The organism is Streptomyces alboflavus (genome assembly GCF_000716675.1).
Classification (GTDB): domain Bacteria; phylum Actinomycetota; class Actinomycetes; order Streptomycetales; family Streptomycetaceae; genus Streptomyces; species Streptomyces alboflavus.
Genome location: NZ_JNXT01000021.1, coordinates 82,557 through 106,970, shown reverse-complemented (window position 1 = coordinate 106,970; position 24,414 = coordinate 82,557). Strand labels below are relative to the sequence as shown.

20 protein-coding genes and 1 pseudogene are annotated in these 24,414 nt (G+C 73.0%); 15 read left to right on the top strand and 6 right to left on the bottom strand.

The genetic code is table 11. The features are described from left to right. Positions 1-11: 11 nt before the first annotated feature. Positions 12-1,226: a Cmx/CmrA family chloramphenicol efflux MFS transporter gene (locus OO63_RS17800; protein WP_033264212.1), complete on the bottom strand. Its 1,215-nt coding sequence runs from the start codon at positions 1,224-1,226 to the stop codon at positions 12-14. 470 nt (positions 1,227-1,696) lie between these two features. Between OO63_RS17800 and OO63_RS17795 the strand changes: the two genes are divergently transcribed. The 5 genes from OO63_RS17795 to OO63_RS17775 all read left to right on the top strand — a co-directional run bounded on the left by OO63_RS17795 (position 1,697) and on the right by OO63_RS17775 (position 8,079). Beyond that, on the top strand, positions 1,697-3,217 hold the full coding sequence (locus tag OO63_RS17795; protein ID WP_030361841.1) for a hypothetical protein: 1,521 nt from the start codon (positions 1,697-1,699) through the stop codon (positions 3,215-3,217). A gap of 173 nt (positions 3,218-3,390) precedes the next feature. Then, positions 3,391-4,233: a nitrilase-related carbon-nitrogen hydrolase gene (locus tag OO63_RS17790; protein ID WP_030361840.1), complete on the top strand. Its 843-nt coding sequence runs from the start codon at positions 3,391-3,393 to the stop codon at positions 4,231-4,233. Then, positions 4,230-5,513 (top strand): aspartate aminotransferase family protein, encoded by a 1,284-nt coding sequence (locus OO63_RS17785; protein WP_030361839.1) that lies wholly within the window; start codon positions 4,230-4,232, stop codon positions 5,511-5,513. The genes OO63_RS17790 and OO63_RS17785 overlap by 4 nt, the downstream gene beginning before the upstream one ends. A 93-nt stretch (positions 5,514-5,606) precedes the next feature. Then, entirely contained in the window at positions 5,607-7,010 is a 1,404-nt protein-coding gene (hydA, locus tag OO63_RS17780) for a dihydropyrimidinase (RefSeq protein WP_030361838.1), read from the top strand. 52 nt (positions 7,011-7,062) lie between these two features. Continuing rightward, on the top strand, positions 7,063-8,079 hold the full coding sequence (locus OO63_RS17775; RefSeq protein WP_030361837.1) for a TIGR03842 family LLM class F420-dependent oxidoreductase: 1,017 nt from the start codon (positions 7,063-7,065) through the stop codon (positions 8,077-8,079). Between the two features lie 78 nt (positions 8,080-8,157). Here OO63_RS17775 and OO63_RS17770 read toward each other — a convergent pair whose 3' ends face one another. The 3 genes and pseudogenes from OO63_RS17770 to OO63_RS46820 form a co-directional block, all read right to left on the bottom strand. After that, positions 8,158-10,044, bottom strand: coding sequence for a collagenase (locus tag OO63_RS17770; RefSeq protein WP_051810961.1), 1,887 nt, complete (start codon positions 10,042-10,044; stop codon positions 8,158-8,160). A gap of 446 nt (positions 10,045-10,490) precedes the next feature. After that, positions 10,491-11,210 carry a GntR family transcriptional regulator gene (locus tag OO63_RS17765; protein ID WP_051810960.1) on the bottom strand — a complete coding sequence of 240 codons (720 nt, stop codon included), beginning with the start codon at positions 11,208-11,210 and terminating at the stop codon, positions 10,491-10,493. A 190-nt stretch (positions 11,211-11,400) separates the two neighbouring features. Then, a pseudogene (locus OO63_RS46820) lies at positions 11,401-11,556 on the bottom strand (dihydrodipicolinate synthase family protein); the annotation flags it as partial. 111 nt (positions 11,557-11,667) lie between these two features. Here OO63_RS46820 and OO63_RS17760 point away from each other — a divergent pair. Further along, positions 11,668-13,227 (top strand): NCS1 family nucleobase:cation symporter-1, encoded by a 1,560-nt coding sequence (locus tag OO63_RS17760; protein WP_030361834.1) that lies wholly within the window; start codon positions 11,668-11,670, stop codon positions 13,225-13,227. A gap of 39 nt (positions 13,228-13,266) precedes the next feature. Here OO63_RS17760 and OO63_RS17755 read toward each other — a convergent pair whose 3' ends face one another. Continuing rightward, the gene (locus tag OO63_RS17755) at positions 13,267-14,121 is read right to left on the bottom strand and encodes a class I SAM-dependent methyltransferase (RefSeq protein WP_030361833.1); all 855 of its coding nucleotides are present in this window, start codon (positions 14,119-14,121) and stop codon (positions 13,267-13,269) included. Positions 14,122-14,457: 336 nt separating this feature from the next. Between OO63_RS17755 and OO63_RS17750 the strand changes: the two genes are divergently transcribed. From OO63_RS17750 to OO63_RS17715, 8 genes are all read left to right on the top strand, one after another. Beyond that, on the top strand, positions 14,458-15,531 hold the full coding sequence (locus tag OO63_RS17750) for a sensor histidine kinase (protein WP_030361832.1): 1,074 nt from the start codon (positions 14,458-14,460) through the stop codon (positions 15,529-15,531). 5 nt (positions 15,532-15,536) lie between these two features. Beyond that, positions 15,537-16,268: a response regulator gene (locus OO63_RS17745; protein ID WP_267885489.1), complete on the top strand. Its 732-nt coding sequence runs from the start codon at positions 15,537-15,539 to the stop codon at positions 16,266-16,268. Between the two features lie 118 nt (positions 16,269-16,386). Further along, positions 16,387-17,127: a DUF4232 domain-containing protein gene (locus OO63_RS17740; RefSeq protein ID WP_033264211.1), complete on the top strand. Its 741-nt coding sequence runs from the start codon at positions 16,387-16,389 to the stop codon at positions 17,125-17,127. Positions 17,128-17,613: 486 nt separating this feature from the next. Next, on the top strand, positions 17,614-19,614 hold the full coding sequence (locus OO63_RS17735) for an ATP-binding protein (protein ID WP_063750418.1): 2,001 nt from the start codon (positions 17,614-17,616) through the stop codon (positions 19,612-19,614). A gap of 188 nt (positions 19,615-19,802) precedes the next feature. Beyond that, complete coding sequence (locus OO63_RS17730) at positions 19,803-20,240, top strand: roadblock/LC7 domain-containing protein (RefSeq protein ID WP_030361828.1); 438 nt, start codon at positions 19,803-19,805, stop codon at positions 20,238-20,240. Next, the gene (locus tag OO63_RS17725) at positions 20,237-20,593 is read left to right on the top strand and encodes a DUF742 domain-containing protein (protein WP_030361827.1); all 357 of its coding nucleotides are present in this window, start codon (positions 20,237-20,239) and stop codon (positions 20,591-20,593) included. Before OO63_RS17730 ends, OO63_RS17725 begins: the two co-directional genes overlap by 4 nt. Then, positions 20,574-21,191, top strand: coding sequence for a GTP-binding protein (locus OO63_RS17720; RefSeq protein ID WP_030361826.1), 618 nt, complete (start codon positions 20,574-20,576; stop codon positions 21,189-21,191). Before OO63_RS17725 ends, OO63_RS17720 begins: the two co-directional genes overlap by 20 nt. Then, a complete protein-coding gene (locus tag OO63_RS17715; protein WP_030361825.1) occupies positions 21,188-22,465 on the top strand; it encodes a cytochrome P450 in 1,278 nt (425 codons plus the stop codon). The genes OO63_RS17720 and OO63_RS17715 overlap by 4 nt, the downstream gene beginning before the upstream one ends. 47 nt (positions 22,466-22,512) lie before the next feature. Here OO63_RS17715 and OO63_RS17710 read toward each other — a convergent pair whose 3' ends face one another. Beyond that, on the bottom strand, positions 22,513-23,739 hold the full coding sequence (locus OO63_RS17710; protein WP_030361824.1) for a cytochrome P450: 1,227 nt from the start codon (positions 23,737-23,739) through the stop codon (positions 22,513-22,515). A gap of 207 nt (positions 23,740-23,946) precedes the next feature. Here OO63_RS17710 and OO63_RS17705 point away from each other — a divergent pair, with 207 nt between their 5' ends. Next, positions 23,947-24,405 carry an SsgA family sporulation/cell division regulator gene (locus tag OO63_RS17705; RefSeq protein WP_030361823.1) on the top strand — a complete coding sequence of 153 codons (459 nt, stop codon included), beginning with the start codon at positions 23,947-23,949 and terminating at the stop codon, positions 24,403-24,405. The last annotated feature ends 9 nt before the right edge of the window (positions 24,406-24,414 follow it).

Sequence of the window (24,414 nt, the reverse complement as noted above, 5' to 3'; positions counted from 1 at the left end):
TAAATCCACAACTAGGCGTCCAGGGCGGCCTTCCGGCCTTGCCCGCGCTGTCGTACGAGCAGCGCCGCCCCCGCGGTGGCGAGCGCCGACGCCACCAGCAGGGCGCCGACCCACACGGGGGAGCGGTAGCCGAGCCCCGACGCGATGGCCCGGCCGCCCGCCCAAGGGCCCACCGCCGCGCCGAGGTTGAAGGCCGCCGTGGCGAAGCCGCCCGCGAGCGTGGGCGCTTCCGCCGCCGCGTACAGCGCCTGCGAGATCAGGGTGGAGCCGACCGCGAACGACAACATCCCCTGGGTGAAGGCGAGGACGACCGCCGCGACCGGGCTGCCCGCCGCGAGCGCGAACGCCACCCAGCCCGCGAGCAGCGCCACCGTGCCGCCCACCAGGAGCGGCAGCGGCCGCGTGTCGGCGAGCCGCCCGCCGAGCGCGACCCCGACCGACGAGCCGAGCCCGAACAGGGCGAGCAGTCCGGGCACCCATGCGTCGCCGATGCCGGAGACGTGCGTGGCCAGCGGTTCCAGGTACGTGAAGACGCAGAACGTGGCGCCGTTGACCAGTGCGCCGAGCAGGAGCGTCACCAGGAGCCGGGGGGAGCGCAGGGCTCGCAGCTCCGCGCGGGCCCCGGTGCGCGGGCTGGCGGACGCGGACGGGGGCACGGCCCGAGGGGTGACGAGGGCGGGTGCGGACGGGGGTACGGCCTTGGCGACGGCGACGACGGCGGGCACCGAGATCAGTGCCACCGCCCAGAACGCGGCGCGCCAGCCCCAGAGTTGGCCGAGCAGCGCGCCGCCCGGCACGCCCACGACGCAGGCGAGCGTGGTGCCGCCGAGCAGGATCGAGGTGGCCCGGCCCTTGGCGTCCGGCGCGACCAGGGTCGTCGCGGTGGCGAGGGCCACGGCGAGGAAACCGGCGTTCGCGAGCGCGCCGACGACGCGGGTGCCGAGCAGTACGGCGTAGCTGGTGGTCAGGGCGCCGACCACGTGCACGAGCAGGAACGTGACCAGGAAGCCGAGGAGGGCGCGGCGGCGCGGCCAGCGCAGGCTCAGCACCGCCATCAGGGGCGCCCCCACGATCATTCCGACGGCGAACGCCGAGGTCAGCGAACCGGCGGCCGGGACCGACACCTCCATGTCGGCGGCGATGTCCGACACCAGGCCGGACAGCATGAACTCGGACGTGCCCTGGGCGAACACGGCGAGAGAGAGCAGATACAGGACGAATGGCACAGCGAGACTCCGCAACCACTGAAAGAGGATCGACGAGCCCCGCGGGCAGCCCTCGGCGGCGCGGCGAAGGCCGCGCTCGCGCCGCGCGGCTGCCGCGCGGGGAAGGGGAGAGAGGGAGAGAGCAGTCCGTGACCACGGCACTGCGGCGATCCTGTGGCGAAGGAGCCGCGGAGCGAGACCGGGCGTCGTGCCGGGGAACGGCACGGCGTCGGCGTCGCTGCCACGCGACAACGAGGAACTCACGGAGTCCGTGCGGGACTCAGAAAGGTCGTGGAGCAGCCACCGGAGCGCCGGTGGCTAGCGTCTGTTCGCCTCGGGACTGGACATGTGCGCAGACTAACCACGTCTGTCGCCGCACGTCCAAGTAATTAATGAAGCCTTCGGAAAACCGCGTGTAGCCGTCCCGTAACCCATCTGGTGTTATCTTCCGGACCGGCAGACTCCATGCTCCCAGGGGGCGGTGCCCGACCATGGCAGTGGGACAACTCCCGGACGAAGTGCGGGAGTTCGCAAAGTACTTGAACGACCTCCTTGCCCGGATCGACCGGGACGGCGGGTGGTGCGGGGTGTTCCTGGCCCGGGACCCCGACGGCATGCGGGCCTGCCTCGAAGGCGCCGAGGTGCCGCCCTGGGACGTGGTGCAGGCGCTGCTCCACGACCTCGCGGCCGACGCCGGGGTGGGCGTCGCGCATGCCGAGACGGCACGGGCGCGGGCCCTGCACGCGGCGTCGGTGGCCGCCCACGACGACCGGCCCGGCGCCCGCGAACTCCTCAGCGACCGGCTCGACCTGATGCTCCAGGAGCAGCGGTTCGCCCTGGACCGGCAGCACGAACTGGCACGCGCCCTCGCCGTCGCCCCCACGCCCGACGAGGTGGACCGCATCCACCTGGACCTGGCGTGGGTGCGCGACGACCACGAACGCGCCGCCGCGCGCTGCGGGGAACTGCGGGCGCGGATCGACCGCCTCGACCGGGCGAGCGCGCCGCAGTGGGTGGACTTCGGGGGGCCGGGGCAGGACGGCGGCCCCCCGAGTGCGGAGCCGGGCCGCGCCCCGGACGCCCGCTCGGCCGAGTCGGCCCGCCCCGCCGAGTACGACACCACCGCCCCCGACGACCACCCCCGCCCCGAGCGCGCCGCCGAGCCCGCCCCCGACGAGCACGCCCAGGCCGGTCCGGCGGGCCGCACCGCCCGCGTCCCGCACCAGTCCCACTCGCGCCGCCGCCCCCGGGGCGCCCGCTTCGCCGGGCTCGACGCCGACGAGGCGGACGGCGTGGAGCCCTACGGGGAGGCTGTCGTGCCCGTGACGGACGGGGCGTCCGACGACGCGGGGACGCCCCGCGGCGCGCGCTACGCCCAGGCCATGGACGCCGCGCCGCGCGCCCCGAGACGGTCCAGGCCCGTGGACCGGGCCGCCGGTGACCGTGAGGCGGCCGAGGCGCGTGCCGCCGCCGAGGCGCACCTCGCGGACGAGCGCGTCACCGTCGACGCCGTGCAGGCCCTGATCCGGCTGCGCGGCGAGGGCCGCAGCGGGGAGGCGCACGGGGTGCTCGTCGAGGCCGCGGGATGGCCCGCGGCGAGGCTCCCGCTGTTCGCCGAGGAACTGCACCACGCGGGCCTCGCCGCCGACTGGGCCACCCTGCTGTGGGAGGCCGCGTCGCTGCCGCCCGACCGGCTCGTGGCCGTCGCGGACGCGCTCGCCGGTGCGGGCCGCGCGGAGGACTGCCGCAAGCTCCTTCGCCAGGGCGTGGCCCGGCCCGCCCCGGAGATCGCCGAGTCCCTGATCGCGCTGGCCGACGCGGGGCGCACCCGCGAGGCCCGGGCGCTGCTCGACGCGTTCGTCCGGGTCCGCAGCGCCGAGGACGTCGCGGCCTGCGCGCACACCGACCCGCCCCGGCTCATCCCGCAGCTCCTGGAGGCCGCGAAGGCGGCGTCGGACGAGCGCCACTGGGACCTCGTGCACGCCTTGCGCGTCGCGGGCTTCACCACCTGAGCCACGCCGTGGCCGGCGCGGGTCCGTCACCCGCTCGGGTGCGAAACATGATCGACTCCGCCGCGTTACGACGATGGTCTTGGCAAGGCCGTCGATGGGGCTTACGTTCGTCTGTCTACGCAAGAAGTCTACGGGCGTAGAGGCTCTCTGACGTCCCGTCGAAGGAGCAGCTCATGGCCAATGTCGTACGCGCCGCACTGGTCCAGGCGACCTGGACAGGCGACACCGAATCCATGATCGCCAAGCATGAGGAGCACGCCCGCGAAGCCGCTCGGCAGGGTGCCAAGGTCATCGGTTTCCAAGAGGTCTTCAACGCTCCCTACTTCTGCCAGGTCCAGGAGAAGGAGCACTACCGCTGGGCGGAGCCGGTGCCGGACGGGCCCACGGTGCGCCGGATGCAGGACCTCGCGCGCGAGACCGGCATGGTGATCGTCGTGCCGGTCTTCGAGGTCGAGCAGGCCGGTTTCTACTACAACACCGCCGCGGTGATCGACGCCGACGGCAGCTATCTGGGCAAGTACCGCAAGCACCACATCCCCCAAGTCAAGGGATTCTGGGAGAAGTTCTACTTCAGGCCGGGCAACATCGGCTGGCCCGTCTTCGACACCGCCGTCGGCCGCGTCGGCGTCTACATCTGCTACGACCGCCACTTCCCCGAGGGCTGGCGCCAGTTGGGCCTGAACGGCGCCCAGCTCGTCTACAACCCGTCGGCCACCTCCCGCGGCCTCTCCGCCTATCTGTGGCAGCTGGAGCAGCCCGCGGCGGCCGTCGCCAACGAGTACTTCATCGCCGCGATCAACCGCGTCGGCCAGGAGGAGTACGGCGACAACGACTTCTACGGCACGAGTTACTTCGTGGACCCGCGCGGGCAGTTCGTCGGCGAGACGGCGAGTGACAAGGCGGAGGAACTCGTCGTGCGCGACCTCGACTTCGACCTGATCGACGAGGTCCGCGAACAGTGGGCGTTCTACCGGGACCGCCGCCCGGACGCGTACGAAGGGCTGGTCAACCCGTGAAGGACCTCTACGCACGGCACCGGGCCGTCCTGCCGGACTGGCTCGCGCTCTACTACGACGAGCCGATCGAGCTGACGCACGGCGAGGGCCGCCACGTCTGGGACGCCGCCGGACGGCGCTACCTCGACTTCTTCGGCGGCATCCTCACCACGATGACCGCGCACGCGCTGCCCGACGTCACCAAGGCCGTCGCCGAGCAGGCGGGCCGGATCATCCACAGCTCGACGCTCTATCTGAACCGCCCGATGGTCGACCTCGCCGAGCGGATCGCGGCCCTGTCCGGCATCCCGGACGCCCGCGTGTTCTTCACGACGTCGGGCACCGAGGCCAACGACACGGCGCTGCTCCTCGCCACCGCCCACCGCCGCTCCAACCAGATCCTGGCGATGCGCAACAGCTACCACGGCCGCTCCTTCACCGCGGTCGGCATCACCGGCAATCAGTCCTGGTCGCCCACGAGCCTGTCGCCGTTGCAGACGCTGTACGTCCACGGCGGCGTCCGCTCCCGCGGGCCCTACGCGGGCCTCAGCGACGCCGAGTTCACCGCGGCGTGCGTCGCGGACCTGCGGGACATGCTCGGCCAGTCCCGCGGCGGCGTCGCCGCGCTCATCGCCGAGCCGATCCAGGGCGTCGGCGGTTTCACCTCGCCGCCCGACGGCCTGTACGCCGCCTTCCGCGAGGTCCTCGCCGAGCACGGCATCCTGTGGATCGCCGACGAGGTGCAGACCGGCTGGGGCCGCACCGGCGACCACTTCTGGGGCTGGCAGGCGCACGCCGCCGCCGGACCGCCGGACCTGCTCACCTTCGCCAAGGGCATCGGCAACGGCATGTCCATCGGCGGCGTCGTCGGCCGCGCCGAGATCATGAACTCCCTGGACGCCAACTCCATCTCCACCTTCGGCGGTTCGCCCGTCACCATGGCCGCGGGCCTCGCCAACCTCTCGTACCTCCTGGAGCACGACCTCCAGGGCAACGCGCGCCGCGTCGGCGGGCTGCTCATCGAACGGCTGCGGGCCATCTGCGCCCAGCTCCCCGTGGTCCACGAGGTGCGCGGCCGGGGCCTGATGATCGGTATCGAGCTGGTCAGGCCCGGCACCGACGAGGCCCACCCGCAGGCGGCCGCGGCCGTCCTGGAGGCGGCCCGCGAGGGCGGTCTGCTCATCGGCAAGGGCGGCGGGCACAGCACCAGCGTGCTGCGCATCGCCCCGCCCCTGTCGCTGACCGTCGCCGAGGCCGAGGAGGGCGCCGCGATCCTGGAGCGGGCCCTGCGGAGCGTCTAGGCCGCGCCCCGCCCCGTGCGCGGGCACGCCCCGTGTCCGCGCACCGCACCGCACTTCGCGTACCCCCGTACGTACGAAAGGGAGCGCACCACCATGAGTACCCGCACCCTGATCCGCGGCGGCCTCGTCATCACCGCCGCCGAGGAGCTGCACGCCGACGTCCTGATCGAGGACGGCCGGATCGCGGCGCTCGCCGCGCGCGGCACGCAGGCCGCCGAGGCCTGGAGCGCGGACCGCGTCATCGACGCGAGCGACAAGTACGTCATCCCGGGCGGCGTCGACGCGCACACCCACATGGAGCTGCCGTTCGGCGGCACCTTCGCGTCGGACTCCTTCGAGAGCGGCACCCGCGCCGCCGCCTGGGGCGGCACCACCACCATCGTCGACTTCGCCGTCCAGACCGTCGGCCGGTCACTGCGCGAGGGCCTGGACGCCTGGTACGCGAAGGCCGACGGCAAGTGCGCCGTCGACTACGCCTTCCACATGATCCTGTCCGACGTCAACGAGCGGACGCTGAAGGAGATGGACCTGCTCGTGGAGGAGGGCATCACCTCCTTCAAGCTCTTCATGGCCTACCCCGGCGTCTTCTACAGCGACGACGGGCAGATCCTGCGCGCCATGCAGCGCTCCGCCGCCAACGGCGGGCTGATCATGATGCACGCCGAGAACGGCATCGCCATCGACGTCCTCGTCGAGCAGGCCCTGCAGCGCGGCGAGACCGACCCCCGCTACCACGGCGAGGTCAGGAAGGTCCTCCTGGAGGCCGAGGCCACGCACCGCGCGATCCAGCTCGCCCGGGTCGCGGGCGCCCCGCTGTACGTCGTGCACGTCTCCGCCGAGGAGGCCGTCGCGGAGCTTGCGGCCGCGCGGGACAAGGGGCTCGACGTGTTCGGGGAGACCTGCCCGCAGTATCTGTTCCTGTCCACCGACAACCTCGCCGAGCCGGACTTCGAGGGCGCCAAGTACGTCTGCTCGACGCCCCTGCGGCCCCGCGAGCACCAGGCGGCGCTCTGGCGGGGCCTGAGGACCAACGACCTCCAGGTGGTCTCCACCGACCACTGCCCGTTCTGCTTCACCGGCCAGAAGGAGCTGGGCCGCGGCGACTTCTCGAAGATCCCCAACGGCCTGCCCGGCGTCGAGAACCGCATGGACCTGCTGCACCAGGCCGTCCTCGACGGGCACATCACCCGCCGCCGCTGGATCGAGATCGCCTGCGCGACCCCGGCCCGCATGTTCGGCCTCTACCCGAAGAAGGGCACCATCGCCCCCGGCGCGGACGCCGACGTCGTCGTCTACGACCCCGCCGCGACCCAGGTGATCTCCGCCGACACCCACCACATGAACGTCGACTACTCCGCGTACGAGGGAAAGCAGGTCACCGGCCGCGTCGAGACGGTCCTTTCGCGCGGCGAACTCGTCATCGACCAGCGGGAGTTCACCGGACGCGCCGGGCACGGCCTCTACACCCCGCGCGCCACCTGCCAGTACCTGGGCTGACCGGCCGCCCGCGCGCGCCGCTCACTCACCTGAACCAGCAAGGAGGTCCCTCGTGGATTTCGGACTTGTCCTGCAGACCGACCCGCCCGCGTCCGCCGTGGTCGACCTGATGCGCCGCGCCGAGGAGCGCGGCTTCCGCTACGGCTGGACGTTCGACTCGGCGGTCCTGTGGCAGGAGCCGTTCGTGATCTACAGCCGGATCCTTGAGCACACCGAACACCTGACGGTCGGCCCGATGGTGACCAACCCGGGCACCAGGACCTGGGAGGTCACCGCCTCCACGTTCGCCACGCTCAACGACATGTACGGCAACCGCACCGTGTGCGGCATCGGCCGCGGCGACTCCGCCATGCGGGTCGCCGGCCGCAAGCCCAACACCCTGGCCCGCCTCGGCGAGTGCATCGACGTCGTCCGTGACCTCGCCGAGGGCCGGGAGGCCGACGTCGGCGGGCAGACGCTGCGCCTCCCGTGGGTGCGCGACGGCAGGCTGCCGGTGTGGATGGCCGCGTACGGCCCGAGGGCCCTTGCCCTCGCCGGGCAGAAGGCCGACGGGTTCATCCTCCAGCTCGCCGACCCGTTCCTGACGGAGTGGATGGTCAAGGCGGTGCGGGCCGCGGCCGTGGAGGCGGGACGCGATCCGGCGGCCGTGAAGATCTGCGTGGCGGCGCCCGCCTACCTCACCGACGACGACTCGCCCGAGTCCCTGGCGCACGCCCGGGACGAGTGCCGGTGGTTCGGCGGCATGGTGGGCAACCACGTCGCCGACCTGGTCGCCAAGTACGGGGAGCACTCGGGCCTGGTGCCCGAGGCGCTGACCGACTACATCAAGGCCCGCGAAGGGTATGACTACGCCCACCACGGCCGCGCGGGCAACCCCGACACCGCGTTCGTGCCCGACGAGATCGTGGACCGCTTCTGCGTCATCGGCACCGCCGCCCAACACCGGCGGAAACTGGAGCAGTTGCGGGACCTCGGGGTCGACCAGTTCGCGGTGTACGCGATGCACGACGCCCGCGAGAAGGTCATCGACGGCTACGGCAGCACGGTCATCCCGGCCTTCGGCGCATAGCCGCACACGGGAGAGACCGGCGCGCAGGCGGACGCTGTTGTCCGCCTGCGCGCCGACCCGTGCGGTGCTGATGGAGTGTCAGCCCCGCGCGCCCGGACGGGTTCCGCAGTCGCCCGCGGAGCACTTGTCCAGCCAATTGGCGAAGTCCGCGTCGTAGCGAGTGCCGATGGTGTTCGTGAGCAGGTTGCGGGCCGCCGCCCAGTCGCCCTTGCGGTAGTGGCCGAGCAGGGCCGTCACGTCCTGGGGGTGGGACTGGATCAGGTAACGCACGGCCAGATAACCCCAGTTGTAGACGCGCGTGGAGTCGGCGTTGTCGTAGGTGGTGTCGAAGAGCGTGCTGAGCCGGTACGTCTTCTTGCCCGCCTGCTCGATCGCGTCGTCATAGGTGACACCGCGGTACGAGTACGAGATGTACTCCGCGAAGCCCTCCACCCACATCACGGTCGGCGTCTTCATGCCCTCCGCGAAGTCGCCGTACATGTTGAAGCGGCCGTCGAGGTAGTGCGTGTACTCGTGGTTGAGGTTCCAGATCTGGAAGTCGGGGCGCAGCCACTCCGCCTCGTACGCGATGAACCGCGGCAGGTTGCCGGCCTGCGCCGGGTTGCCCTCCAGGTACATGCCGCCGTTGTTCGTGTCGATGCCGAAGACGATGCCCGCGTACGTCTTGTAGTCGCTGCTGGAGTCGAACGCGACGACTTCGAGGGTGGTGTTGTTGTCGTTCGCGACCGGGCCGTTGTCCTTGGCCACGCCGTGGAAGTAGGAGTCCTGGGCGAGCAGGCTGGAACAGGCGGCGCCCAGTTCGGTGGACGTCATCTGCTGGGCGATGATCCGCAGGCTCGGGGCGCAGGTGTGCTTGACCGTCAGGACGGCGTCACGCACGCGCTGTTGCAGGTTGCAGGTGTCGTAGTACGAGCAGTTGTCCTTGTCGTACGCGTCCGTCATCTCGGCGAGGCCGACCCACAGCTGGGCCGTGCGGCCCGTGATGCGGCTGCGGTCGAGGAGCTGCTTGACCAACTGCGGCACCACGCCGCCGAACTGCTCGTGCCGCAGGAAGCGGCCCAGCTCGCGCCCGGCGTTGGCGGTGAGGTACGACTTGTCGGTGCCGAGCAGGCCGTCGTGGGTGACGGCGAAGTCCCGCAGGGTGGTGAGGACGCTCTGGTCGGCCTGCACGGCGGCCACGAACTCCGGCACCTGGTGGCCGCGGAACAGCACGGTGTAGGTGTTGTTGACCGCCGCGACCATCCACCAGTGGGCGTCGTAGGAGGAGTCGTAGTCGTTGAGGAGCCGCTTGACGACGTTCAGGAAGCGGGCGTTCTCGCCGGAGCTGTCGATCAGGGTGACCGTCTCGGCGAGGGTCTCGCCGTTGGCCGAGGTGACGTCGAAGGCGCGCGCCGAGCGGAAGAACGCGTCGAGGCCGCCCTGGACGGCGCTCTTCAGCGCCGGGCCGTAGGAGCCGACGGTGTCGGGCTGGCCCCACTGCACGTAGTAGCCCGCGCGCAGGTAGAGGACGATCTGTGTGATCGAACCGCTGTTGTTCCCGGGGTAGTTGACCGCCGCGTCACGCAGTGCGTGGGAGACCGTCACCATCTGCTCCTCGCGGAACAGGGCCCGGGCGTCGGAACCGGTCACGCCGAACAGCGTGTTGATACAGCTGGTCTCCGACGACTTGATCTGCTGGACCAGGGCGCCGCCGGTCTTCGAGGTGAAGTCGGAGACGTTGCAGGCCGCTTTCGGGGCGCTGCGGTACGCCTTGGGGGCCTGCTTGACGGTGTGCGCGGGCGGGCGCTTCGACGGGTCCTTGGTCGGCTTGGCCGCGTGCTCGGCCTCGGTGGCCCGCAGGTCCTCGGTCGAGGTGGGGGTGGCGGGGGAGGGGGCGGTGCCCGGGCGGGGCGCGGGGGGCTTGGCCCCGGCGGCCGCCGTGGCGCCCTGGCCGGTGAAGGCGACCAGGCCGAGGCCGAGGCACATGACGAGGGCCGATATCAGGAGCCGGGCCAGGGGAGTTCTCGGCGCGCGGGACTTCTGTGGTCGTGAGGTGCGTTTCAAGGTGCCCTCCGGGCGGTCGGCGGCCGTGCCCGAGCACGGCCGTGGGGGTGCGCGAACCGTGGCGACAAAGGGTGTGAGGCGCTGAGCTGCGGAAACCCTTGAACTGTCATGCCCACGAAGGATGCGTGACATGTAATATTGCACACATCACATGGCCAGAGAAGGCCTCTGCGGGCATGGGCAGAGATTGACGCAGCGTCATGACCGGGGCAGGGGAGGGGTGTTGTGCGGCACGGTGCGGCGCAGTGCGGCCGTGGCGCCGCCCGCGCGACGCGTCGGCGCTCCGGTGCGGGGGCTCTGGCGAGAGGGATGCGGTGAAAGGGACTCTGGTGAGAGGGCTGCGGTGAAGGGGCTCTGGTGGGCCGTCGTCAGCGGGCGGTGCCGAGCCCGCCCCTGCGGGGGCGCTTGGCGGGCTCCTGGGGCTGGCGGCCCTTCGCCCACAGGGTCCGCACGTGTCCGAGGTGGCGCGTCATGCACTTCTCGGCGCCCTTGGCGTCACCGGCCAGCATCAGGTCGAGGAGTTCGATGTGCTCCTCGGCCGACGGGAGCAGCTCGCCGCGCTCGTCCAGGCCTGTCAGGCCGTAGAGCCGGGAGCGCTTGCGCAGGTCGCCGACGGCCTCCACGAGCCGGTCGTTGCCCGACAGGGCGAGCAGCGACAGATGGAAGCGGCGGTCCGACTCCAGGTAGCCGATGAGGTCGTGGGCGCGGGCGGCGCGCACGATCTCCTCGGCCACCTCGCGCAGCGCCTCCAGGTCCTCGCGGGCGGCGGTGCGTGTGATGCGGCCGACCGTGGGGACCTCGATCAGGGTGCGGATCTCCGTGTACTGGTCGAGGTCCTTCTCGTTGACCTCGGTGACGCGGAAGCCCTTGTTGCGGACCGGCTCGACCATGCCCTCCCTGGCCAGGTCCAGCATCGCCTCGCGCACCGGCGTCGCCGAGACACCGAAGTCCTCGGCGAGCGCGGGCGCGGAGTAGACCTCGCCCGGCTTGAGTTCACCGGAGATCAGGGCCGCGCGCAGTGCGTTCGCCACCTGGTCGCGCAGGCGCTCGCGGGTGGTGATGAGGTCGCGCTGCGTCAGATGACCCATGGCGGTGGTGATCCCTTCGTGCCTGCGCCCCGCGCCTTCGTGGCCGAGCGGATCACCAGCGTACAATGTCACGTTGTTTTCGCAGCTGAGCGGGCGGGAAGAAGCGGGTCCGGGCCCTCAGCGGTGGCCGTCGGCGACGGCCTTCCCGGTGGCGGGGCGTACCGCCTGCTCGGCCGGGCCCGGCAGGGGCAGCCGGGGCGCCGCCGTACGCGCCGACACCGGCCATGACGCGGGCGCCGTCGCCTGCCGCCGTCACGGTGACGCGCACCACCAGGGCGCGCTCCCCGGACGTCAGGGTCTCGTACTCGCTGAGCGAACCGCTCGGGATGACGCCGTCGCAGCCGTTCGGCCGCCGAACCAACAGGTCACAAGTGGTACCGCCACACGCGGCGTTCGGGGATCATGTTGGCCTCCGCACGGCCCCTGGTCCTCCTCCCCTCCAGCGAACGGCCTGCCCATGACCGACACCGTCCCCCCGGGACCACCCCCGATCCCCGCCGGTCCACCCACGGACGCCCCCGCCCAGCGCACCGCCCCCGACGGCCGCGTCGAACTGCTCCCCGGCGCCTCCCCCGACGACAGCCGCTTCGCCAACGACGACCTCAGGCCGATCCCGCTCGCCGAACGCCACTGGACCACCTACAACTTCGCCGCCCTGTGGGTCGGCATGGCCCACAACATTCCCTCCTGGACGCTCGCCTCCGGCCTGGTCGCGCTCGGCATGGACTGGAAGCAGGCCGTCTTCACCATCGCGCTCGCCAACGTCGTCGTGCTGCTCCCGATGCTGCTCACCGGGCACGCGGGCCCCAAGTACGGCATCCCGTTCCCGGTGCTCGCGCGCGCCTCCTTCGGGCTGCGCGGCGCGAACCTGCCCGCGCTGATCCGGGCCGCCGTGGCCTGCGGCTGGTTCGGCATCCAGACGTGGATCGGCGGGCAGGGCATCTTCGTCCTGCTCAACGAGGTCTTCGGTGGCGCGTGGGCCGACGCCTCGCCCATCGGTGGCCATCCGTGGACGCTGTGGCTGTGCTTCGTGGCGTTCTGGTCCCTCCAACTCGCCATCATCCACCGGGGGATGGAGACGCTGCGCAGGTTCGAGAACTGGGCGGCGCCCTTCGTGCTCGTCGGCGCGGTCGTGCTGCTCGTCTGGATCTCCGCCAAGGCGGGCGGCCTCGGACCGCTCCTCGACCAGCCCTCGCGGCTCGGCTGGGGCGCCGACTTCTGGCCGGTGTTCTTCCCCGCCTTCATGGGGATGATCGGCTTCTGGTCCACCCTGTCCCTGAACATCCCGGACTTCACCCGCTTCGGGAAGGGCCAGCGCGCGCAGGTGTGGGGCCAGAGCCTCGGCCTGCCGACCACGATGACCGCCTTCGCGCTGCTCTCCGTCCTCGTCACCTCCGGCTCGCAGGCCGTGTACGGCGAGCCCATCTGGGAGCCCGTGGACCTCGCCGCCAAGGCCGACAACGTCTTCGGGCTGCTCTTCGCGCTGGTGACCGTGCTCGTCGCGACGGTCTCCGTGAACATCGCGGCGAACGTCGTCTCGCCCGCGTACGACCTGGCGAACCTCGCGCCGCGCCTCATCAACTTCCGCACCGGTGCGCTCATCACGGGCGTCGTGGGTGTCCTGATCTTCCCCTGGAAGCTGATCGAGACGCCCGAGCTGTACATCTTCGTCTGGCTCGGCGTGGTCGGCGGCCTGCTCGGCACGGTGGCGGGCGTCCTCATCGCCGACTACTGGATCGTGCGCCGCACCGCCCTGGACCTCGCCGACCTCTACCGGCAGGACGGGCGCTACTGGTACGCGGGCGGCTGGAACTGGCGGGCCGTCGTGGCCTTCGCCGTGGGCGGGGTGCTCGCCGTCGGCGGCTCGCACTCCGACCCCGGGAAGGGCCCCTTCCCCGACGACGGCATGATCCCCTTCCTGAGGCCGCTGGCCGACTACGGGTGGGCCGTGGGACTCGGGTCGGCGTGCGTGGTCTACCTCGCGCTGATGTGGTCGCGCCGGGAGGGCGTGAAGTAGTGAAGTAGGGGTGGCGGCAGGGGAGCCGCGGGCGGCGCGTCAGCTCGGGCGGGTCGCCGTCACCAGCCACACCCGCGCCTCCATCCGCACTCCGCGCCCGCCCGCGTACGGGCTGAGCGTGTCCTCCAGGGCCTTGCGGGTGACCCTCGGCACCACGCGGTCGGGCGTGCGGGAGAGGAGAAAGTCGACGGCGTCGGCCGGGTCGCGGCCCCAGTACGTCTCGACGGGCAGCGAGGTCACCGTCACGTCCGTGTAGGCGGCGAGGGAGCGGCGGATGTGCGCGGGGTCGCTGAGAGAGGCCATCGCGGCACGGGCGTCGGTGTGGTCGGGCGACGGCGCGGCCCCCTGGGCGCCGAGGAGGCCCGCGAGCAGACCGAGCGCGCGGGACTCCTCGATGTCGGGGCTCGCGGGCTGCGGGCAGACGAACACCAGGCGCCCGCCGGGCCGCAGCGCGCGGGCCACGTTGCGGAACGCGGCCGCGTGGTCGGCGAAGAACATCACGCCGCCCCGGCTGATCGCCACGTCGAAGCGGCTCGGGGGAAAGTCGTGCGTCTGGGCGTCGCCCAGTTCGTACGAGACGTTGGTGACCGCCTCGGCCGCGGTGCGCGCCCTGGCCCGCTCCAGGAGCGGCGCGGAGATGTCGACGCCGACCGCCTGCCCGTCAGGACCGGCGAGCCGCGCAGCGATCCGCGTGATCGTGCCCGCGCCGCAGCCGATGTCCAGGACCCGGGCCCCGCCACTGATCCGGGCGGCCGCGAACAGACGGCCGTTGAGGTCGCCGCTCATGGCGTCGTAGCGGTCCTGCTGCTCGGCCCAGTGCCGGCCGATGGGACCGTTCCAGAGCTCCTCCTGGCGGGCGTTGGGGCGGGTTTCGGGGCGGGTGTGCGTCGTCATGGCGGTTCCTTCGCCTCGGGGATCGTCCATGGGGTGGCGCCGTGCGGTGCGGAAGTACGGAAGTGGGGTGGCGCTGTGCGGTGTTCGTGCCGCCGATCGTCGCTGTGCCGGTGCCCTCCGGTCGTCGTACCGGCGAAGGCAGTTGGATCTACGGCGACGGGGCCGCGTGGCCGTGCGACTACTACGCCGGGAGTAGCGCGGGAGCGGTCCGCACGGGCGACGCCACTGTCACAGGCCCGGGCTAGGGTGCGGGACATGATGGGGGAACGCGGAGGACCAGGTGGCCGTGGCCTGCTCGACGGCCACGGCCACCTCGATGAGCGCAGGGCCAGAGCGATGCTCGTGGCGTTCGCCGCGACCGTCGCCGCGGTCGTCGTGGGCGCCACGGTGTACGAGGGCGGCGCGGACGCCGTCGACTACGCCCTCGTGTGCGTCGGCTCGCTCGTCCTCGCCGAGTACCGGCGCGCGCCGCGCGTCGTCCTCCTCGTCAGCGCCGCCACCATGGCCGCCTTCGCCCTGCACGCGGAACCGGCCACCGCGGCGGCCTTCCCCGTCCTCGGCGCCGTGCACGCCGCCGCCCACAGCGGACACCGGCTGCTCGCCACGGGCACCGGACTCGCCTTCCTCGCCGTGTTCTTCGCCGCCGACCCGGGACGCGACGGCGCCGTCGAGCGGACCCTGCTGCTCACCGGCTGGTTCGTGTGCGCCGTCGCCACCGGCATCGCGGCCACGACCTGGCAGGCGTATCTGCGCCAGACCGAGGAGCGCGCCCTGGAGGCCGAGCGGACCCGTGAGGAGGTGGCGCTGCGCCGGGCCGGCGAGGAGCGCCTGCGCATCGCCCGCGAACTGCACGACTCCCTCACCCACCAGATCTCCATCGTCAAGCTCCAGGCGGGAGTCGCCGTCCACCTGGCGCGCAAGCGCGGCGAGGAGGTGCCGCCCGCGCTGCTCGCCATCCAGGAGGCCGGCGGCGAGGCCATGCGGGAGCTGCGCGCCACCCTGGAGGTCCTGCGCACCGACGGGCCCACCGGCAGCCCCGCCCTGCTCGTCGAGCGCGCGCGCTCGGCCGGGCTGCCCGTCGAGCTGACGGTGACCGGCCGCGAGCGGGCCCTGCCCGCGGCCCTGGAACAGGGCGTGTACCGCATCGTCCAGGAGTGCCTCACCAACGCGGCCCGGCACGCGGGCGGCCCGGCGAAGGTCGGCGTCCACCTCGACTACGGGGAGCGGCAGGTGGTGGTCCGCGTCGACGACGACGGGGCGGCGCGCCCGGACCTGCCCGTGGAACCGGGGGTCGGGCTCATCGGGATGCGCGAGCGGGTCGAGGCTCTCGGGGGCGCGCTGCGCGCCGGGGCCCGGGACGAGGGCGGCTTCTCGGTGCGGGCCGAACTGCCGGTGGGGGCGGCCGGGTGAACGGCGTGAGCGGGGTCGTGAGGGTCGTGCTCGTCGACGACCAGGCCCTGATGCGGGCCGGGTTCCGGGCGCTGATGGACGCCGAGGACGGGATCGAGGTCGTGGGCGAGGCCGCCGACGGGGCCCAGGGCGTGGCGCTCGTCGGAGAGTTGGTGCCCGACGTCGCGCTCGTCGACGTACAGATGCCGGTCATGACGGGCATCGAGGCGACCCGCCGCATCGCCGCCGACCCGCGCCTCGCGGACGTGCGCGTCGTCATCCTCACCAACTACGGCCTCGACGAGTACGTATTCGAGGCGCTGCGCGCCGGGGCCAGCGGCTTCCTGCTCAAGGACACCGAACCCGCCGACCTGTTGCAGGCCATCGAGGTCGTGGCGCGCGGCGACGCGCTGCTCTCGCCCGCGGTGACGCGGCGCCTGATCGGCGAGTTCGTGGCCCGGCCGCCGGACCGCGCGACCCCGCCGGGCCTCGAAGGTCTCACGCGCCGCGAACGCGAGGTGACGGCCCTCGCGGCCCGCGGCCTCACCAACGAGGAGATCGCCGCGCACATGGTCATCAGCCCGTTCACCGCCAAGACGCACGTGAGCCGGGCGATGACCAAGCTGGGCGCGCGGGACCGGGCCCAACTGGTCGTGTTCGCCTACGAGTCGGGGCTGGTGCGGGCGCGGGTCGAGGGGGACGTCGAGGGGAACGGGGACGTGGGGGAGGGTGGGGGCGTGGGTGCGGGGGAGTCGTAGCCGGGGGCGGGACGAGCCGGGGCGGGACGAGCCGTAGCCGGTCCGAGGTGCGGGCGGGCGGTGGGGCGCGGGTGGTCGGGCCGGGGCGGTGCCGGGTGCCGCGTGGCATGATCCCGGCGTGACTCTCCTCTCGCCCCGCCGCGCCGCCGCCCTCTGCGCCCTCGCGATACTCGTCGCCGGGTGCGGGCAGTCGAAGGGATCAGCTCGGGACGGCGCGGACGGCACCGACAGCGCCGCGTCCCGCGTCGCGGGCAAGGGCGGGCTGCCCCCGTCCGCCGCCGGACCCACCCCGTCCCACGGCGACCCCGCCCCGTCCTACGGCGTCACCCCCGACGAACTTCCCTCCGGCGCCGAGAGCGCGCCCCAGTACGGAGCCCCGCCGCCCGAGCCCCGGCAGGCCTCCCGGGACTGCTCCGGGAAGCGCGGCGCCCTCGTCGAACCCGGCCCCGTCGACGCGGCGATGGGCCTGCGCGCGATGCGGCTGACCCTGACGCACTGCGGCACCGGCACCTACCGGCTCGACGGCTACCCCGGCCTGCGCGCGCTCGGTGACGACGGGGCGCCCCTCGACGTACGCACCCTGCGGGGCACGGGGAGGATCACCACCGGCGTGCCCGACCCCGGGCCGCACCCCGTGGCGCTGCGCCGCGGCGAGTCGGCGACGGCGGTCGTGGTGTGGCGCAACACCCACACGGACCTGGCGAACCCCGCCGTGCACGCGCCGCGGCTGCGGGTCGTCCCCGCCCCCGGCGCCCTGGCGCGGACCGTCACGCCGGACGGCGGCATCGACCTCGGCAGCACCGGCCGCATCGGGACGACGGCCTGGAAGAAGGACGCGCCCGACGGCACCGGCGGGTGAGTCGGCCCGGGTCCTTCCGTGCCACGGGACGCGCCGCGCTTGAGGGCAGGTTGGCTTGAAATCGACACCTTGGGGGTGCGATTCCAGCCGCAGGAAGGTTCCTGTCCGCGATGGATGGCCGACCCATGCACCGTACGTATGTACGTGTGCGACGGTGTGTCACCGTCCGGCCTGGGGAGTCGGGTTGCGTACGGGGGTAGCACGCGCGCGGCCCCGATGAGTCCTTTCGCGACGAACCTTCCGGACGGAGCCCCCCGGAGCTGAATGCCCGCTTCCACTGTGCGATCTTGTGACTAGCATGACCACCACATGTGCCGTCGGAAGACAGCGCCACCAGGCGGACTTCCCTCGCGGCGGCACGCAGTCGAGGGCGGGCCGACGGCCCGCGCACCCGTGCCGACACCGAGGGACCACGGAATGACACAGCCCGCCGATCGTCGTCCGGACCGCACCCCGAGCAGCCGGCGAACGGCATACACGCTGCCTGTGTGTCTCCTCATAGCCGCCGCGGCGGCGGGCGCCGCCGTCGCCGCCCTCGCCCCGGACGAGGCCCGCGCCTGGGTGGGCGCCGCGGCCGCCGGGGGCTGGATCCTGCTCACCACCGCCGTCCTGGTCGGCCTCACGACGGCGAACAGGCTGCGCGCGCGGGCCGCCGACGCCGAGGGCGAACTGCTCTCCGTACGCAGCCAGTTGGACACCCGCACCGCCGAGGACATGGGCCTCGCGCAGGTGACCCTGCCCGGCGTCGCACGGCTCGTGCGCGAGGGCGTCGCCCCGGACGACGTACTGCGGCAGACCCGGCCGCCCGCCCTGCCCTCCCAGCGCGAACTCCTCCGCGTGTGCGTGAGCGCGCTGGCCGACGCCGAGCAGCGCGCCGCCACCGCGGCCGCGAACCAGCGCCGCGCCGTCGACGACCTGGCCCGCATCACCGACGACGTCCGCCTCCTCGCCGGCGAGACCCTCCCGGACGTGGTCGCCACCCTGCGCGGCGGCGCCTCCGTCGACCGCGCCCTCGCGGGCACGCGCTGGCCCGACGACGCCGCGCTGCGCGCCCTGACCGAGGCCGCCGTCCGCGAACTCGCCCTGAGCGAGCGCCGCGCGGCCGCCGCGCAGGCCGCGAGCGCCAAGGCCCTCAGCCGCGTCCAGGCCAAGTCCGTGAGCATGCTCGCCGACCTGCGGGACATGCAGGACCGGCACGGCGAGGAGGTCTTCGGCGACCTCCTCAGGCTCGACCACAGCACCTCACAGCTCGGCCTCATGACCGACCGCCTCGCCCTGCTCATGGGCGGCCGCTCCAGCCGCGCCTGGAACAAGCCCATCGTGATGGAGTCCATCCTGCGCGGCGCCGTCGGCCGCATCGCCGCCTACCAGCGGGTGCGGCTGCACTGCTCGACCCGGGTCGCCGTCGTCGGCTTCGCCGCCGAGGGCGTGATGCACCTGCTCGCCGAACTCGCCGACAACGCCGCGAACTTCTCGCCGCCCACCGACGAGGTCCACGTGTACGTGGAGGAGTCCCGCACCGGCATCGTCATCACCATCGAGGACAGCGGCCTCAGGATGTCCGAGGCGGCCCAGCGCCGGGCCGAGGAGTCGGTGTCCGGGCGCATGACCGACCTCGCGCTCCTCCAGGGCACCCGGCTCGGGCTCGCCGTCGTCGGCGGGCTCGCCGTGAAGTACGGCATCAACGTCAGCTTCCGCCCCTCGGCGCGCGGCGGCACCGGCGTCGTCGTCCTGCTGCCCCCGCAGCTGATCGCCCAGCAGCCGCAGCCGGAGCGCGCCCCCGCGCTCGACGCGCCCGCGCTGCCCGGCACCGGCACGGATGCCATGACCGGAGCGGAAGGCGTGCCCACGCCGCGCCCCGCCGCCGAGGACCCCGCAGGCACCCTTGCCGCACCCCGCACCGCCCCCGCCGACGCCGGCCTCGGCGGCGCCCCCGGTGAGCGGGCCGACACGCCCGAGCACACCGCCGTGCGCGAGCGCGCCGCCGACGGGGCCGACGAGTACGGGCGGGCCTCGGGCCACGGCACGGACGGCCGGGGCATCGCGACCGGCGGCCCGCGCGGCGGCGACGGCACGGACGGCCGGGGCATCCGCGCCGACGGCACCGACGGCAGGGGCGCCACCCTCGGCGGCCTCCCGATGCGACGGCCCGGCCGCACCATGGCCGCCGCGCACGCCGAACTCCAGCAGCGCCAGGCCGCCAACTCCGCCGCCCGGGAGACCGCGCGGAGCGGCCCCGACACCACCCCGGGAGGCCGCGCCACCACCCCCGACGCCCACGGGCACACCGACCCGGGCACCCCCGGCACGGACGGCGCGGACCCGGCCGCGGCGCGCCCGCCACGCGACCTCGGCGCCCGGTTCGGCGCCTTCCACCGCGCCCGGCGGGCCGCCGGGGAGAGCGAGCCACCACGGACCGCCGGGGACGCCGGGGAGAACGAACCCCCGCGTTCCGCCCGCGAGAGCGAGCCGCCGCGGGCCGAGTGACCGGCCCCCGCGGCGGCCGGGGCCGGTCCGCCCGGACCGCGTCCCCGGCGCCGGGCCCGCACCCGGCGCCCCGCACCGCCCCACGGGTCCGCGACGACGCGCCCCACCGTTCTCACCTTCCCCACCCCCGCCCCGCACCGAAAGGGAGGCACGGGCGTTCGCGCACCCGGTGATCGCCCGAATTCACCATGCAGACCACCGACAACAGCCTGAACTGGCTTCTGGACACCCTCCTCGACGGCACCCCCGGCACCCGGCACGCCCTCGTGCTGTCCCGGGACGGCCTCAAGCTCTGCTGGAGCCCCGGCCTCAGCCTCGACCAGGCCGACCAGCTCTCCGCGATCTGCTCCGGCATCCAGGCGCTCGCCCAGGGCGCCTCCATGGAGTTCGGCGACGGCACCGGCGGCGTACGGCACTCCATGACCGAGTTCCACGGCGGACTGCTCTTCGTCGTGGAGGCCGGACAGGGCGCGCACCTCGCCGTCATCGCCGACGAGGACGCCGACCCCGGAGTGGTGGGCCACCAGATGAGCCAGCTCGTGTCCCAGATAGGCGAACACCTGCGGGCCGAGCCGCGCGCCCAGGGGAGTGACAGGGCCGGGAGCCCCGGGAGCACGGCCTCGTGACGCGCAGGCCCGTCGACGTGGGCGAACCCGACCGGCTCTACACGGTCACCGGGGGCCGCAGCCGCTCCGACGGCAGCTCCTTCGACCTGGTCACGCTGATCGTCGCCGAGTGCGAGCCGTCCGTCGGCCAGCAGTCGGAGCACGCGCGCATCCTCGAACTGTGCCGCCACCCCACGGCCGTCGTCGAGATCGCCGCGGAGCTCTCGCTGCCCATCACGGTCGTCCGCATCCTCCTGGAGGACCTCCTTGCGACCGGCCGCATCACCCCTCGTCACCCCCGCGTGGCGGCCTCCGCCGCGCTGCCCGATTCCGCTCTTCTCACGGAGGTGCTCCATGGGCTCCGCAACCTCTGAGCTGCCGTCGTCCCGGACACCGCTGCGCGACACGGCCGAAAACGGCCTGAAGATCGTCGTGGTGGGCGGCTTCGGCGTCGGCAAGACCACCCTCGTCCGCTCCGTCAGCGAGATCCGCCCCCTCAACACCGAGGAGGTGATGACACAGGCGGGCGCCGGAGTCGACCGGATGCCCGAGTCGAGCGGCAAGAACACCACCACCGTCGCCTTCGACTTCGGCCGCATCAGCCTCAACGACCGCCTGGTGCTCTACCTGTTCGGCGCCCCCGGCCAGAAACGCTTCTGGTTCCTGTGGGACCGGCTCTTCTCCGGGACGCTCGGCGCCGTCGTCCTCGTGGACACCCGCAGGATGGACGAGTCCTGGTACGCCATCGACCGGCTCGAACACCACGGCACGCCCTTCGTCGTCGCTGTGAACCGCTTCGACGACGACACCGCGCGCCACTCCCTGGCGGACATCCGCACCGCGCTCGCGCTGCCGGACCACGTCCCCCTCATCGACTGCGACGCCCGGGTCCGCTCGTCCGGCAAGGACGTGCTGATCACGCTCGTCGACCACCTCCACCACCTGGCACGGGAACGGGAACTGACAGCATGACCGAAGCGAGTGGACCCGCGGCCGCGCCGAACACCCCGCCGCCCGGCTGCCCCGCCCACACCGCCCACCCCGACGCGGTGCCCCTGAGCGGCCTGGAGTACCAGCAGACGCCCTTCGACCTGTACCGCAGCCTGCGCAGCAAGCACGGCTCCGTCGCGCCCGTCCTGCTCGACGGCGGCGTGCCCGCCTGGCTCGTCCTCGGCTACTCCGAGGTCTCCTACGTCACCGCGCACGACGAGCTGTTCGCCCGCGACTCACGGCGCTGGAACCAGTGGGACAACATCCCCGCCGACTGGCCCCTGATGCCGTTCGTGGGCTACCAGCCCTCCGTCCTGTTCACCGAGGGCGCCGAGCACCGCCGCCGCGCGGGCGTCATCACCGAGGCCCTGGAGAGCGTCGACCAGTTCGAACTCGGCCGCGAGTGCGCCTACATCGCCGACCAGCTCATCGCGTCCTTCGCCGGCCGCGGCAGCGCCGAGCTGATGAGCGTCTACACCCACCCGCTCGCCATGCGCGCCGCCGTCCACATGGTCGGCATGCCGCCCGGCGCCGCCGACACCGAGGCCCTCGTCGAGGACCTGCGGATGTCCCTGGACGCCGCCGAGGGCGACGACCCCGTGGCCGCGTACATCCGGGTCGGCGAGCGCGTCCACCACCTGGTCGAGGAGCGGCGACAGAACCCGGCGGCCGATGTCACCTCGCGCATGCTGGAGCACCCGGCGGGCCTCTCCGACGAGGAGATCGTCCAGGACCTGATCTCCGTCATCGCCGCCGCCCAGCAGCCCACCGCCAACTGGATCTGCAACGCCCTGCGGCTGCTCCTGACCGACGAGCGGTTCGCCCTGAACGTCTCCGGCGGCCGCCTCAGCGTCAGCCAGGCACTCAACGAGGTCCTGTGGCTCGACACACCCACCCAGAACTTCATCGGCCGCTGGGCGGTCCGCGACACCCAGCTCGGCGGGCGCCGCATCCGCGCCGGCGACTGCCTGGTCCTCGGCCTCGCCGCCGCCAACGCCGACCCGCAGATCTGGCCGGGCGCGCAGGTGGGCTCCGAGAACTCCGCGCACCTGTCCTTCAGCAACGGCGAACACCGCTGCCCCTACCCGGCGCCGCTGCTCGCCGACGTCATCGCCCGCACCGCGGTCGAGACGCTCCTGGAGCGCCTTCCGGACCTGGTGCTCGCCGTCGACCCGGCGGAGCTGACCTGGCGGCCCTCCATCTGGATGCGCGGACTCACGGCGCTGCCGGTGCAGTTCACGCCCGTGGCGCAGTGACGGCGGCGGCGCGGAGAGGCTCCGCGCCGCACGCGGCGGGACGGCTCTCAGCGCGGCACGGGCGTGAACTCCACCGGCAGGGCGGCGGGGCCCCGTGTGAACACGCCCTGCTCCGACGGTACGAAGCCGTCGGCGAGCCGCATGTCCGGCATGGCGTCCAGGAGTTGGTTGACCCCCGTCTCCACCTCGGCGCGGGCGAGCAGCGCGCCCACGCAGAAGTGCCGGCCGAGGGCGAACGCGAGATGGTCGGCCGCCGCGGAGAACGCGTTGGTGGCCGTCAGGTCGTCCCGGAAGATGTCGAAGCGGTCCGGCTCGCGGTAGCGCTCGCCGTCCCGGTTGGCGGAGCCGATGAGGCAGGTCACGGTGGCGCCCGCCGGAATGGTGCCGCCGGCCACCGCCACGTCGACCGCGCTCTGCCGCATGATCATGTGGACCGGCGGGCTGTGGCGCAGGGTCTCCGCGAACGCCCGGTCGATCAGGGTGCGGTCGGCGCGCACGGCGGCGAGCTGGTCGGGGTGCGTGAGCAGGTTCGCGAAGATCCCCGCGATGGCCTTGTCGGTGGTCTCGCCACCCGCGGCGAGCAGCAGGCTGCAGAACGCCTTGATGTCCTCGTCGCTCATCCGCACCCCGTCGACCTCGGCGGCGCACAGCGCCGAGAGCAGGTCGGTCCCCGGGTTCTTCCTGCGCTCGGTGATGACCGGGAACATGTACTCGGCGAACTCCACCCGGGTCCGCTCGCCCGCCGCCGCCACCTCGGGGTCGCCCGCCAGATTCCCCAGGAACGCGATGACGGTCGTGTACCAGCCGTGGAACCGCGCGTGGTCGGCCTTGTCCAGGCCGAGCATGTCGGCGATCACGTTCACCGGGAAGCGGGTGGCGTAGTCGGCCACCAGGTCCGCGGAGCCCCGGTCGCGGAAGGCGTCGATCAGCTCCTCGGAGTTGCGGCGGATGACCGGCAGGAACACGTCCCGCAGCTCGCTGCCGCGGAAGGCCGGGGCGACCAGGGCCCGGCGCACCGCGTGTTCACGGCCGCTGAGCTGAAGTATCGTCCGGCCGTGCACGGGTTCGAGCTGCCAGTCGTAGTTCTCCGTGGTGAACTGTGCCTCCTTGTCCTTGAAGACGCGAGCCACGTCCTCGTAGCGGGAGACGAGGTAGCTTTTGGTGGGCTCGTGCCACAGCAGGGGGGCTTGTTCCCGCAGGGCGCGATAGACAGGGTAGGGATCGGCCGCGAACTCGGGCGAGAGAATGTCCGGTATGGGCTGAGCAGTGGACACGGTGCTCCTTCGGAGGGCGACTGCCTGGCCGGCTCAGCCTATTGATCAAGGAAAAGAACCAACAGAGTGCGTCAGCTGTCATCTGTCAGCTGTTCGTCGTCATCGGTCAGTTGTTACATGTCACCCATCAAGTGTTTTCCTTGCATTCCCCGAGCCCGTCGGGGCATACGCGTTCCCACCACCCCCCAAACCCCCTGGAGGCACGCCGTGGAGGCCGAGGTCAGAGTGACGGTGTTCATGGAACTGGAGACCGCCGACACACCCGGCGGCCGGGCCCCCCTCTCCGCCGAGCTCGCCTACGCGGCCGCCGATCCCTTCGCGGTCACCATGACGTTCCACTGCGAGGGCGGTGAGGTGACGCGCTGGCGCCTGGACCGCCAGCTCCTCAGCGACGGCTGCCGGGGCCCGGCCGGTGAGGGCGACGTGCGCGTCGAGCCGACCGCGGACCAGGGCCGCGGGGCCGGGGTGCGCATCGAGCTGTTCGGCATGCCGGGCCCCGCGGGCCGCTCCCACGGCGTGCTGCACATCGCCGCCGCCGACGTCACCGCCTTCCTCGCCACCGCCCACGAGGTCGTGCCGCCGGGCGCGGAGCAGATCTGCCTGGACGAACTCGTGGCCGCCTGCCTGGGCGACAGCGAGAGCCCGTTCGGGGAGCACGCGGCCTAGGGCCTGTCC